The sequence below is a fragment of the Acinetobacter sp. SM34 genome, assembly GCF_022012365.1.
In the GTDB taxonomy this organism is placed as follows: domain Bacteria; phylum Pseudomonadota; class Gammaproteobacteria; order Pseudomonadales; family Moraxellaceae; genus Acinetobacter.
The window spans coordinates 20678-33585 of record NZ_JAKLTP010000014.1 but is presented as its reverse complement, the minus strand read 5'-3'; the positions used below and the strand labels follow the sequence as shown (position 1 = coordinate 33585).

The following is a 12908-nucleotide window of genomic DNA, read 5'->3' as shown; positions in this document are numbered from 1 at the left end:
TCCTTATAAAACCTTTCTCTAAAAATAAAAAAGGGTGCAAACTAAGTTTACACCCTATTCTGGATGGGGTGAATTAGCCGCCAAATACAGCAAATTTCAATGCCCAAAGTGCAGCAACAATCCAAACCATGTAAGGTACAGTTTTCGCTTTACCTGTTAAAAGCTTGATTAATGCGTAGCTGATAAAGCCCATCGCAATACCATCGGCAATTGAATAGGTAAATGGCATGCAGACGATGGTTAAAAAAGCAGGAACGGCTTCAGTAATATCATCCCAATCAATATGCACGATTCCCTGGATCATTAACACACCCACGAACAGCAATGCTGGCGCTGTAGCAAAACCTGGAACCGATTGCGCTAAAGGTGCCAGAAATAAACACAGCACAAATAACACAGCAACGACTACAGCGGTCAAACCGGTACGGCCACCTGCAGCAACACCAGCAGACGATTCAATATAAGGCGTTGTTGAAGATGTACCCAAAGCTGCACCTGCAACAATTGCAGTTGAATCCGCAAAAAGTGCTTTTTTCAACCGTGGTAATTTTCCATCTTTTAACAGGCCGGCACGATGCGAAACACCCACCAAGGTACCTGTTGAGTCAAACAAATCGACCAAGAAGAACACAAAGATAACACCCACCAAGCTAGCAGTGAATAAGCCTTGGAAGTCCATTTGCAGGAAGGTTGGAGCAATCGATGGAATGGCACCCACCACACCCTTAAACTCGTTCAAGCCCATTGCTGTAGCAATAGCGGTAATGACCAGAATACTGATAATAATGGCACCACGGATTTTAAAGTGATGCATCACCACAATCATCAGAAAACCCAGCAAGGTCAGCAATACTGTCGGCTGTTTCAAGTCACCCAAGCCTACAAGCGTTGCCGGATTATCGACAATAATGCCTGAATTCTTTAATGCAATCAGTGCAAGGAATAAGCCAATACCCCCGCCAATCGCAAATTTCAGCGACATAGGAATGGCATTAACAATCGCTTCACGGATTTTGAACATACTGATGGCAATAAACACCAGCCCCGAGACAAACACGGCAGCCAGTGCCGTTTGCCAAGGTATACCCATGCCCATACACACCGAATAGGTAAAGTAAGCATTCAGGCCCATACCCGGTGCAAGTGCAATCGGATAATTCGCAACAAGTCCCATCACCAAACAGCCAATTGCGGCTGCAAGACAGGTTGCAACAAAGACAGCCCCATGATCCATACCGGTTTCGGATAAAATCATTGGATTGACAATAATGATGTAACACATGGTTAAGAAAGTGGTTACACCTGCAAGAACCTCTGTACGAAAACTGGTTTTGTTTTCGCTAAGCTTAAATAAGCGTTCCAGCATATTCTCTGAAGATGGATTAGGAGTCGTCATGACTTTACCCCTGTAAGTAAACTTTATGCCGTGAGCACGCTATAAAATTAATGATCCGTTTCTCAAATCATCATTAAGTTTATAGATGTCCAAGCAATGGATATGCCAATATTTCCATTCAAAAACAAGTATTTTGCACAAGTTTTCACTGGCGATTAAATAGCCAAATGACAGAAACTGTAAACAAAAAAGCCGCATAACTTTTATGCAGCCTAGTTAGATAAAAAGAATCAAACACTTACAATATAAATATAATGATTCAATTAAAATCTTGGCAAATTATAACACAATGCTTTTTTATTATTTCTAAAATTTATTTTTAATTAAATTTCAATTATTTGTTAATATTTATCAAACATACAGTAAAAATTCAATCGCTAGAACTGCTTGTATTTTACCTGCGAAAGCTCTGAAGAATCTATATCTACAATTTCAACCGAGCCTAAAGCAGCATTATTCGGATTGCTATTCACTATCTTCAATGACTGATGAGCATCCTGAATCAATTGATCTACTTCCTGTCTTTTTTTCATTTGATTGTCGTGATAAACCACACACCCCAGCATAAATACTGCAAAAATAAAGATAGGAATCAATAATTTTTTCATAACAAAATTTTATTATTCAAAAAACTTTATCTAATACTAAACAAAAGAATACACAAAACATATTGCAAAAAATATCCAAAATTATATTTATTTTTTATAAAAAATCCCGAAAATTCATCGGGATTTTTTTTTACTTATTGAATCATTTAGGCGGCTTGCTGTTCATCACGTTTAAAGACCAGTTCACCTTTTAGCGAACTATCCGCATCAAAATAGTAACCATTCATATTAAATGATTTTAAATCCTCAGTACATTCTGGTTGGTTTTCAATGATAAAACGTGCCATCAAACCACGTGCTTTTTTGGCATAAAAACTGATCACTTTATATTTGCCATTTTTCTGGTCCAGAAACACTGGCTTAATAATTTGCGCCTTAATTTTGCTTGGTTTTACCGACTTGTAATATTCATCCGAAGCAATATTCACCAATAGCTCCGAATTCGCCTGTTCTAAATCAGCATTGATTAAATGGGTAATATGTTCACCCCAAAATTCATACAGATTATGACCACGTAAATTTTTGAGTTTGGTGCCCATTTCCAGACGATACGGCATCATCAAGTCCAAAGGACGTAGCAAACCATAAAGTCCAGACAACATACGCAAATGCTGCTGTGCATACGCAATATCTTGCTCACCAAGAGCATAGGCATCTAAACCTGTATATACATCGCCCTTAAAGGCAAATAAAGCCTGCCGTGCATTGGAAAAATTAAATTCCGGTTGCCAGTCATTAAAGCGCTCGACATTTAACTTGGCAATTTTTTCACTTACACTCATTAAATTGGCAATATCTGTAGCAGAAAGATGACGACTCACATCGATAAGTTCTTGTGAATGTTCCAGCAATCTTGGCAAGGTATAGATATCTGTTGGAAGTGCAGATTCATAGTCTAAAGTCTTGGCAGGTGAAATTAAGGCGAGCATGGACAACCGGATTAAAGAATAAGTAAACAAACTATAACAGTAGCGTTATTTTATTTCCAATTCGTGTTTTAAATGAACATTATCGCTAAAATATCCTATTCTCCCTGTTATTTATCGGTAGTTACATGTCCGAGCAAATTTTCATGCAAGGCCCTGCAGGTCAACTGGAAATTTTTGTTGATTATCCTCAAGGGGAAGTGAAAGGATTCGCGGTTGTATGTCACCCCCACCCCTTACAAGGCGGTACTCCACAGCATAAAGTGCCAGCGCTGCTTGCTCAGATGTTTCTTGAGCGTGGTTATGTCGTCTATCGTCCAAGTTTTCGTGGTTCTGGTCAAAGTGCTGGAGTACATGACGAAGGCAATGGTGAAACCAAAGATACTTTGAACGTGATTCAATATGCACGTAGCCAACACTCAAACCTGCCATTTTATGCAGCTGGCTTTAGTTTTGGCGCGAATGTAATGACCAAATGCTATGCTTTGCTTCCTGTTGAACAACAACCTGTACAGACCATTTTATGTGGTTTACCGACCACAACAGTTGCAGGCGTTCGCCACTATGTAACCCCACATATTAAAGGTGATATTTTATTCATTCATGGTGAAGCAGATGATGTAACCCTGTTATCTGATCTCATCCAATGGGCTAAACCACAATGCCATTTAATTACTGTTTTACCAGGTGCCAATCACTTCTTTACGGGCTATTTAAAGCAATTGCGTGTGGCTATTTCTCGTTTCCTTATCAACCCTTAAGTCAAAATACCCTCTCTGGAGGATACTTTTTAGCTGCTACGCTCAAACGTTATAAAAATAAAAAAGGAGGCTGATTGCCTCCTTTTTCATTCATTTATTCATTAAAAATATTTAGCTTTTCCACTCAAACCCACTAAAAGATTCATCTTCTTTTAAGGTATTTTCTACTGCTTGAGCCAATTGGTTTAATAAGCTTTGTTCAGTAATTCGTTCTAGCCAATCCTGATCTTCATCTGGGTACGAGGTGATCTCACAGACCAGATGCCCTTCTGCATCATGACTCTGACAAGTGACAGATAAAGGCAAGGATTGATTGTCTACACTTACAGCAACCTGATCACCACTTTGCGACAAGGTTTGAAAACCATATTGACCCAGTTCTTTAGACAATAAATCCGCAACATATTCCTGAGTCACATAACAGTCATTCGGTTGCTGTGACACATGATTATGCTTTTCACAGTTTGCAGTAAATTGTAATTTTCTCATCTGTGTATCCAAAGACATTATTGTTGTATGGTTTTAGCATAAGCAATAAAAACAAAACAGCCAAGCAAAAGCTTGGCTGTTTTCTAACAAATCTACAAAATTAGACTAATTACTCACTCACCTGAATCGCTAAACCGGCTTGATTTGCAAGTTCAGTGAATGTCGGGAAACTGGTTGCAACCGTTTCGGTACCGACAATGTTGATTGCACCTGAAGTCCGTAAGCCAGCCATAGAGAAACTCATGGCAATACGGTGGTCATGATGCGATTCAATTTCACCACCTGTGAAAATTGCAGACCAATCCCCAGATTTACCCTTACCTTCAATAATAATGCCATCATCGGTTGGCGTACAGTCAATGCCCATAGTTTTCAAGCCATCTGCCATCACCTGAATACGGTCAGATTCTTTTACGCGAAGCTCGGCAGCGCCGGTTAAAATGGTTTGACCTTCAGCACAAGCTGCAGCAATAAATAAAGCTGGGAATTCATCAATGGCTAATGGGACCTGATCTTCCGGCATATGAATGCCTTGCAAGGTACGTGTACCGCGAATACGAATGTCTGCAATCGGTTCACCACCTGCAATGCGTTCGTTTTCAACGGTTAAATCTGCACCCATCTGTTTCAGGATTTCAATGACACCGGTACGGGTCGGGTTAATCCCTACCGCTTCCAAAGTGACATCGGAACCTTCAGTAATGGCAGCACCCACCATAAAGAATGCAGCAGATGAAATATCAGACGGAACCTGAATGTCAGTACCCACCAACTTACCACCACCTTGCAGTAAAATGCGGTTGCCTTCGGTTTTCACTTCATAACCAAAAGCACGTAGCATACGTTCGGAGTGGTCACGGGTCGGTTCAGGTTCAGTCACCACCGTTTCACCTTCAGCCCAAAGGCCTGCCAATAAAATACCTGATTTTACCTGAGCCGATGCCATAGGTAAGTCATAATGAATACCTTTGAGCTTTTGATTGCCGGTAATGGAAACAGGTGGCGTACCGCGCTCACCTGTAGTCTGAATCTGCGCACCCATTTCACGTAAAGGTTTGGCAATACGTTCCATTGGACGTTTAGACAATGAGGCATCACCGGTCATGACTGAATCAAACTGCTGTGCAGACAACATGCCTGAAAGCAGACGCATAGAAGTACCCGAGTTGCCCATGTATAAGGCACTTGCCGGGGCTTTTAAACCATTCATTCCTACGCCATGAATAGTTACTTCACCATTTTTAGGCCCTTCAATGCTTACGCCCATATCACGGAATGCCTGCAGCGTTGCCAAGGCATCTTCACCTTCCAAAAAACCGGTGACATGGGTAGTACCTTCAGCAATCGCACCAAACATGATGGAGCGGTGTGACACAGATTTGTCACCTGGCACGGTAAATTTACCTTTAAATGTCTTATCACCCGGCAAAATGGTAAATTGTTGTGTCACTTTATCGTTCTCCATCAAAGGTTTTTTAGCGAGCATATGATTAAAATGCTGACGAGCCGCCTGTGCATGCTCCAACAGTCCGATCAATGCCTTGGAATTTTCATCTTCAATGAGTTTGCGAATTTGAGCCAGTTGCTGCTCAAAGCCATCCACTGCATTTAAAATTGCTTTTTTATTGGCAAAAAAGATGTCATGCCACATTTGCGGGTCACTCGCCGCAATTCGGGAAAAATCACGAAAGCCACCAGCGGCATAACGGAAAATATCCAGATTATCTTCCCGGTTGGCCAGTTGCTCAACCAGGTTAAAGGCCATCAAATGCGGAAGATGGCTGGTATGGGCCAGCACTTCATCGTGCTTGTCCACATCCATGCAAATCACTTCTGCTTTTGCAGCTTGCCACAGTTGAACCAGTTTATCCACGGCCCAGTCACCACTGCTTGGAAGCGGTGTCAAAATCACTTTATGGTTGGCAAACAAATCGACCTTACCTGCATGCACGCCAGTATGTTCCGCACCCGCAATCGGATGACCTGGAACAAAACCTGCCGGCAGGTTTTCACCATATACGGCTTTGGCTGCATCCACCACATTGCCTTTGGTACTGCCCACATCGGTAATGATGGTGTTCTCTGACAGATAAGGCTTGATGGTTTCTAACACCTTTTGCGTTGCCCGCACAGGTAAAGCCAAAACCACCAGATCTGCACCTTGCACCGCTTCTACGGGATTGCTATAGCCCTCTTGAATCAGTCCAAGCGCTTTTGCATCATCCAGCGTTTTCTGTGAGCGTGTAGAGGCAACAATCTGCTTCGCCAGTTTTTCCGCAATGATGACACGAGCCAGACTTGAGCCAATCAGTCCAAGTCCAATAAAGGCAACTTTTTCAAACAGTGGCTGAGACATGGCTTAAGCTTTTTCCTCTACCGCATCAGGCGCTAAATCAAGTACTTTCGCCAGTGCTGTCAGGAACTTCGCATTTTCCGCTTCTGTACCAATCGATACACGCAGATGATTTGCAATACCCACAGGACGTACAATCACGCCTTCTTTTAACAAGGCATTGAAGGTCTGAGCAGGATCAGCCTGTACATCGACCAAAATAAAGTTGGCACGTGAAGGCACATAGTTTAAACCCAGCGCTTTAAAACCAGCTTCGAGCTGTGCCATACCCGCCTTGTTCACCACACGCGATTGCTCGATAAAGTCTTCATCCTTGAGTGCAGCAACTGCAGCAACCATGGCTAAATGGTTGACATTGAATGGCTGACGGATACGGTTCAGGTAATCGGTCACTTCCACCGATGCCAAGGCAAAACCAACACGTAGTGCAGCCAGACCATAACATTTAGACAAGGTACGACTGACAATAATGTTTGGATATTGTTCTAAGAATTTTAAGCTGTTGAAGTTTTCAGGGAAATATTCCACATAGGCTTCATCCAGAACAACGATGACATTTGCCGGAACTTTTTGCATGAAGCTTTCAAATTCAGCTTCTTCAAACCAGGTTCCCGTCGGGTTATTTGGATTGGCAATAAAGACTAATTTGGTATTGTCTTTAATTGCTGCTGCCATGGCATCCAGATCGTGAGCAAAACCTTTGGCCGGCACTTCAATAGCTTCTGCATTAATGGCTTGAGTCACCAAAGCATACACGGCAAAAGCATGCTGGCTATAAATCACCGAGTCTTTCTCTGAAACGAATGCGCGGGCAAACATTTCCAGCAAGTCGTTTGAACCATTACCTAAAGTAATACGGTCAGCGGTCACACCGAATTGTGCCTGAATCTGGTCTTTTAAGATAAAACCGCCACCATCCGGATAGCGGCCAATTTCTGCCAATTCAGCTGCCACAGCCTGTTTGACTTTGTCAGAACAACCCAACGGGTTTTCATTCGAGGCTAATTTGACAATATCAGTAATCCCTAACTCACGCTCAAGTTCACTAATAGGTTTACCTGGTTGATAAGGCTTTAACTTTGAGATGCCTTCATTGGCAGGGACAAACGACATGTTACTCTTCCAGTTATTTCAAGTGATAAAGCTGGCCAACTTCATTGTCAAAATTGACCACGACTTTGATGGATAAGATTTACAATACTGCAATCGGATATGAACCCAATACTCGAACTTCTTTCACTAAAGGACGAATTTCTTCAATTGCCGCTTTGACATTGTCCTGATCAACATGACCTTCTAAGTCAATGAAGAAAACATAGGCCCATTTTTCAGGCAATGCAGGACGAGTTTCAATACTGGTTAGACTGATGTTATGTTTGGCAAATGGAGCCAAAATTTCCAGTAAAGCACCGGCACGGTCATGTGCAGAGATCAGCAATGAAGTTTTATCATTACCACTTGGCGGCACTTTTTCACGGCCAATCACCAAGAAACGTGTGGTATTTTCCGGATTATCTTCAATATTGCTGTGCAGGATTTCCAGGTCATAAATATTGGCAGCCACTTCTGACGCAATCGCTGCGGAATGCCATTCATTGCGAATACGGCGTGCAGCTTCGGCATTTGAACTTAAGGCAACGCGTTCCACGCCTGGATAATGAGCATCTAACCATTTTCGGCATTGCGCCAAGGTTTGCTGATGGGCATAAATCTGTTTAATGCTGTCTTTACGGGTATTGGATGACACCAGAAATTGATGATGAATACGCAGTTCCACTTCACCAATTACATTCAAATGCGAAGATTTAAAACAGTCCAAAGTATGGTTCACCACACCTTCAGATGAGTTTTCGACCGGCACCAAACCATAATGCGCACTGCCAGCTTCGACTTCACGGAATACTTCATCGATGGTTGGCAATGGACGGACAATCGCATCCTGACCAAAGTGTTTCAGTACTGCTGAATGGGTATAAGTACCCACAGGCCCAAGGAAAGCAATACTTTGTGGGGCTTCCAATGCCAGACACGCAGACATGATTTCACGGAATAAACGCGCCATGGTCAAATCAGACAATGGCCCTTCATTACGCTGCATAACATTGCGTAAAACTTGTGCTTCACGTTCAGGACGGTAAAACAAAGGATTCTCTTCAGCAGCAAATTTTGCCTTTGCGACAGCTTCAGCCAATTTTGCTCGTCGATTAATAAGCTGTTGAATCTGTTGATCTACAGAGTCAATATCCTCACGGATTTGAGCAAGGTCAAGAGAAGTCGTTGTGTTTTGATCGTCGTTGATCATTGTTATGTTGCCCTTCAAAAACGTTATGCAAACAGTATAACAATAGTTAGCTTTCAAATGTTACGCAATAAGACTTTGATTGATTCAGTCTTAAAAACATACAGTTGATTTAATCAGCAATTTATTCCTCATGTTTTTGCCCTGAGTATTTTAAATTGCTGAGCTTTTGCCAATTCGCTAAAAAAGACACCACGGCTATACATCTGTAATTCAGCAATCTGGCTCGCAATTTTATGTCATTTCATTGAATAAATTTATTGGTATTTGCAAATAAGCTCATCGTTAAAAACGCTTAATACTGAGTTATTTTTAACCATTTTTTCTTGTTTTAAAAGATTAGATTAAGCGATTCTGGTCGAGTATCTTCAATTTCTGCAAGCAACAGTGATCGGTATTGTAGATAAACAGATTCAGGAGTTGCTTCAAACATGGATAGCCACGATAGCTTTTCATCTCGCAATGAATAACGTCACAAAACGTGATCAAGTCCATCTGAGCGCATACAAAGTTTAAAAATCCACAGCCATTTTGAAATAATTGACAAAACCCATCATCGGAAAAATTCTGCATGCTGACCATTTGACACATGTAGAAACAAAAGTTTTTAGTTTAATTTTTTAATATTTACAAATACTTGAAAACACTCATCTAGCTAAACTTACAGATATTTTACAGATGCAAGAGTCCTTTACCAAACTCCATCACAAAAGTTTAATGTTTAATTTATAGTCTGTGAACAAAGCAATTCGGAGAACAATAATGTCCAAAAGAATCGCCGTTCTAGTGACCCATGATTTTGAAGATGTCGAATACTCAGAACCCGTGCAAGCCTTTCGTGCAGCACGCCATAGTATTTTAAATATTGAAAATAAAGCAGGTAACATTGTCTATGGTCATAAGCGAAAATCGGCCGTCACTATTGACCAAAGTATAGATGATGTGTCGGTGCAGGATTTTGATGCCTTGCTCATTCCGGGTGGCTATTCTCCCGAACGACTCCGTGGCGATGACCGTTTCGTGGATTTTGTGCGTAAATTTGCCAATGCTCAAAAACCCATTTTGAGTATCTGTCACGGTCCGCAACTACTGATTTCTGCCAAAGTGGTTAAAGGCCGTTTAATGACCACCATTAAAACACTCGCCAAGGATCTGGTTAATGCCGGTGCGGTATATTACGATGTCGGTGTGGTGAATGATAATAATCTGTATATCTCATCGCGCTCACCGGATGATTTACCCGCTTTTATTGAAGAAAGTTTAATGGTGTTGAGTCAATAAAAAACACCCTTTAAAGTCAGACGTGGTATCCGGCTTTCAGGGTGTTCTTTTTCGACTTCTTTTATTTCAGGCTTTGCATTTCAATGCCATCATTAACGTCCCAATAAACTACGCGCCACAATCTCTTTCATAATTTCATTGGTTCCACCGTAAATTCGCTGAATACGCGCATCTACAAAGAAACGTGAAATTGGATATTCTGTCATATAGCCATAACCACCAAACAGCTGTAACAAGTTATCCGCTATTTTCATCTGCATGTCGGTTGCAAAACTTTTTAAGGCTGCAGCTGTTTCCACATCCAGTTTACCTTGCATATAAAGTTCAACATTTTGGTTATAAAAAGCAGCAGTTGCCTGCTCGTCTATTTTTGCCTGAGCCAGCACAAAGCGGGTATTTTGAAACTGGCTGATGTGCTGACCAAAAGCCTGACGCTCTTTCACATAAGCGATGGTGACATCAATTGAACCACGAATGGCGCCAATCGCCGTTGCAGCAATGGCAGTACGTTCACGTGGCAATTCTTGCATTAAATAGGCAAAACCCTGCCCCGCCTGGCCCAGTAGCTGTTCTTTAGGCACCTTGATATTATCGAAGAACAGTTCTGAAGTATCTTGTGAATGCAAACCAATTTTGTTGAGGTTGGTGCCCTTTTTAAAACCGTCCAGATGCGTATCTAAAAGCAATAAAGACACGCCTTTTGCCCGTGCTTGCGGATCAGTTTTAGCCGCCAGTACCACCAGGTCAGCATGTTGACCATTGGAGATAAAGGTTTTGGAACCATTGAGCAGATAGTGATCTCCCTGTAAGATGGCATTGGTACGCATTGCCTGCAAGTCCGAACCGGCACCTGGTTCAGTCATGCCAATTGCACCTACCACTTCACCTGTCACCATTTTTGGCAACCAGTACTGCTTTTGTTCTTCTGTCCCAATATGCAAAATATAAGGTGCTGCAATCTCAGAGTGGCAGGAAATACCGGTGGATAGCGCGCTAAATCCGGCACGGGCAGATTCTTCCACCAGCATCAGTGAATAATGGGTTGGAACGCCATAACCGCCATATTCTTCAGAAACATCCACACACAGGAAACCATTTTCGCCCAGCAAATTCCAGACTGAACGCGGCATAATGCCTTCATGTTCCCATTGTTCATAATGTGGAGCAATATGCTCATTCATAAAGCGTTTGAAATTGTCGCGGAATAATTCTAAATCAGCATCATAAGCCAACATACGGCATCCTTATATTGAGTTGTTGTAGTTCTGTCCCTTTCTCATGCTATCCACTTTAAAGATATCTGTCATGTCGTATAAGCTTTATATTTTATGACCTTAGGGTCAATAAAAAAGGAAGCCTCAGCTTCCTTTTTTAAATCTGCATTGGTTAAACGTGTGTTTGAGCCGCTTCTTCCAACATTTTTTGGTCAACCATTTCCGGATTGTTTAATGCTTCATTTAATTTAACTGTATCTAATTGACCCACCCATTTTGCAACGACAATGGTCGCCAATGAGTTACCGACCAGATTCGTCAAGGCACGTGCTTCAGACATAAAGCGATCAATACCCAGAATCAATGCCAGACCTGCTACAGGGATATTTCCTACAGCAGACAATGTTGCCGCCATGACAATAAAACCAGAACCTGTTACACCTGCCGCACCTTTAGAAGAGATCAACAACACCGCTAAAAGTGTAATTTCATGTGCTAAATCAAGCTGAGTATTAGTTGCCTGTGCAATGAAGATTGCAGCCATGGTTAAATAGATTGAAGTACCATCCAGGTTAAATGAATAACCGGTAGGAATCACCAGACCCACAACTGACTTTTCACACCCGACAATTTCCAGTTTTTTCAACATGCGTGGAAGTACGGATTCAGAAGATGATGTACCCAGTACAATCAGGAGTTCTTCACGAATCATACGAATCATTTTCAGGATACTAAAACCACTGAAACGTGCAATACTGCCCAATACAATGAAGATAAACAGCAAACAGGTAATATAGAAACAGATGATGAGTTGAGCTAACTGAGCCAGTGAACCAATACCATATTTACCAATCGTAAATGCCATCGCACCGAACGCACCAATAGGTGCAAGTTTCATGATCATATTTACGATGTTAAAGAATACATGCGAAATTTGATCGATGAATTTAAGGACCGGTTTACCTGCATCGCCCAATTTATGTAATGCGAAACCAAACAGTAATGCGAATAAAAGGACTTGAAGAATTTCACCTTCGGCAAAGGCACCCACCACCGTATTCGGGATGATATTCATAAAGAAATCAACGGTCGATTGTGAAGCACCGGATTCCACATACTTAGCGATACCTGAAGTATCCAAAGATGCAGGATCAATGTTCATGCCAACACCCGGTTTTGCAATATTAATCACCAGCAAACCGATAATTAATGCAAGTGTTGAGACAACCTCAAAATAAAGCAGTGCGATACCACCTGTTTTACCCACAGATTTCATGCTTTCCATACCTGCGATACCGCTAACCACAGTACAGAAAATCACCGGTGCAATAATCATTTTGATGAGCTTAATGAAGGCATCACCTAATGGTTTTAATTGCTCGCCCAAGCCTGGAACACTTTGCTTAACGCCGTCAACGATTACAGATGAACTTGGGTAAAAATGCCCAACAATCACACCTAAAATGATGGCAACAATCACTTGAAAATAAAGTGACTTATAAATTGGTTTTTTAGCCATAACATTACTTCTTTAGATATTTCCAGCACTAGAAATATTCAGTTTTTGCCTATTCTTACGAA

At 41.6% G+C, this 12908-nt stretch carries 11 protein-coding genes; 2 read left to right on the top strand and 9 right to left on the bottom strand.

Annotation, left to right across the window (positions count from 1 at the left end):
- Positions 1-73: 73 nt before the first annotated feature.
- The 3 genes from LZZ98_RS12155 to yaaA form a co-directional block, all read right to left on the bottom strand.
- Positions 74-1396: an NCS2 family permease gene (locus LZZ98_RS12155; protein WP_237788069.1), complete on the bottom strand. Its 1323-nt coding sequence runs from the start codon at positions 1394-1396 to the stop codon at positions 74-76.
- 377 nt (positions 1397-1773) lie between these two features.
- Complete coding sequence (locus tag LZZ98_RS12150; protein ID WP_086176342.1) at positions 1774-2004, bottom strand: hypothetical protein; 231 nt, start codon at positions 2002-2004, stop codon at positions 1774-1776.
- A 146-nt stretch (positions 2005-2150) separates the two neighbouring features.
- Positions 2151-2933: a peroxide stress protein YaaA gene (gene yaaA / locus LZZ98_RS12145; protein ID WP_237788068.1), complete on the bottom strand. Its 783-nt coding sequence runs from the start codon at positions 2931-2933 to the stop codon at positions 2151-2153.
- A 125-nt stretch (positions 2934-3058) separates the two neighbouring features.
- Between yaaA and LZZ98_RS12140 the strand changes: the two genes are divergently transcribed.
- A complete protein-coding gene (locus LZZ98_RS12140) occupies positions 3059-3691 on the top strand; it encodes an alpha/beta hydrolase (protein ID WP_237788067.1) in 633 nt (210 codons plus the stop codon).
- A gap of 111 nt (positions 3692-3802) precedes the next feature.
- On the opposite strand, the gene LZZ98_RS12135 is transcribed toward LZZ98_RS12140, so the two are convergent.
- From LZZ98_RS12135 to pheA, 4 genes are all read right to left on the bottom strand, one after another.
- Positions 3803-4180, bottom strand: a complete 378-nt coding sequence (locus LZZ98_RS12135) for a hypothetical protein (RefSeq protein WP_237788066.1) — start codon at positions 4178-4180, stop codon at positions 3803-3805.
- A 109-nt stretch (positions 4181-4289) separates the two neighbouring features.
- Entirely contained in the window at positions 4290-6536 is a 2247-nt protein-coding gene (locus LZZ98_RS12130) for a bifunctional prephenate dehydrogenase/3-phosphoshikimate 1-carboxyvinyltransferase (protein ID WP_237788065.1), read from the bottom strand.
- Positions 6537-6539: 3 nt separating this feature from the next.
- The gene (hisC, locus tag LZZ98_RS12125; protein ID WP_237788064.1) at positions 6540-7646 is read right to left on the bottom strand and encodes a histidinol-phosphate transaminase; all 1107 of its coding nucleotides are present in this window, start codon (positions 7644-7646) and stop codon (positions 6540-6542) included.
- Between the two features lie 79 nt (positions 7647-7725).
- Positions 7726-8835: a prephenate dehydratase gene (pheA, locus tag LZZ98_RS12120; protein ID WP_237788063.1), complete on the bottom strand. Its 1110-nt coding sequence runs from the start codon at positions 8833-8835 to the stop codon at positions 7726-7728.
- Positions 8836-9594: 759 nt separating this feature from the next.
- Between pheA and LZZ98_RS12115 the strand changes: the two genes are divergently transcribed.
- Positions 9595-10113 (top strand): type 1 glutamine amidotransferase domain-containing protein, encoded by a 519-nt coding sequence (locus LZZ98_RS12115; protein WP_237788062.1) that lies wholly within the window; start codon positions 9595-9597, stop codon positions 10111-10113.
- 92 nt (positions 10114-10205) lie between these two features.
- Here LZZ98_RS12115 and LZZ98_RS12110 read toward each other — a convergent pair whose 3' ends face one another.
- Together LZZ98_RS12110 and LZZ98_RS12105 are read right to left on the bottom strand one after the other, a co-directional pair.
- Positions 10206-11348 carry an acyl-CoA dehydrogenase family protein gene (locus tag LZZ98_RS12110; RefSeq protein ID WP_237788061.1) on the bottom strand — a complete coding sequence of 381 codons (1143 nt, stop codon included), beginning with the start codon at positions 11346-11348 and terminating at the stop codon, positions 10206-10208.
- 151 nt (positions 11349-11499) lie between these two features.
- Positions 11500-12846, bottom strand: a complete 1347-nt coding sequence (locus tag LZZ98_RS12105; RefSeq protein WP_237788060.1) for a dicarboxylate/amino acid:cation symporter — start codon at positions 12844-12846, stop codon at positions 11500-11502.
- Positions 12847-12908 lie beyond the last annotated feature (62 nt).

What these genes read in the sequence shown, in the direction of transcription:
- LZZ98_RS12155 (WP_237788069.1), bottom strand. Translation starts at nt 1,396, where the DNA reads ATGACGACTCCTAATCCATCTTCAGAGAATATGCTGGAACGCTTATTT.
- LZZ98_RS12150 (WP_086176342.1), bottom strand. Translation starts at nt 2,004, where the DNA reads ATGAAAAAATTATTGATTCCTATCTTTATTTTTGCAGTATTTATGCTG.
- yaaA (WP_237788068.1), bottom strand. Translation starts at nt 2,933, where the DNA reads ATGCTCGCCTTAATTTCACCTGCCAAGACTTTAGACTATGAATCTGCA.
- LZZ98_RS12140 (WP_237788067.1), top strand. Translation starts at nt 3,059, where the DNA reads ATGTCCGAGCAAATTTTCATGCAAGGCCCTGCAGGTCAACTGGAAATT.
- LZZ98_RS12135 (WP_237788066.1), bottom strand. Translation starts at nt 4,180, where the DNA reads ATGAGAAAATTACAATTTACTGCAAACTGTGAAAAGCATAATCATGTG.
- LZZ98_RS12130 (WP_237788065.1), bottom strand. Translation starts at nt 6,536, where the DNA reads ATGTCTCAGCCACTGTTTGAAAAAGTTGCCTTTATTGGACTTGGACTG.
- hisC (WP_237788064.1), bottom strand. Translation starts at nt 7,646, where the DNA reads ATGTCGTTTGTCCCTGCCAATGAAGGCATCTCAAAGTTAAAGCCTTAT.
- pheA (WP_237788063.1), bottom strand. Translation starts at nt 8,835, where the DNA reads ATGATCAACGACGATCAAAACACAACGACTTCTCTTGACCTTGCTCAA.
- LZZ98_RS12115 (WP_237788062.1), top strand. Translation starts at nt 9,595, where the DNA reads ATGTCCAAAAGAATCGCCGTTCTAGTGACCCATGATTTTGAAGATGTC.
- LZZ98_RS12110 (WP_237788061.1), bottom strand. Translation starts at nt 11,348, where the DNA reads ATGTTGGCTTATGATGCTGATTTAGAATTATTCCGCGACAATTTCAAA.
- LZZ98_RS12105 (WP_237788060.1), bottom strand. Translation starts at nt 12,846, where the DNA reads ATGGCTAAAAAACCAATTTATAAGTCACTTTATTTTCAAGTGATTGTT.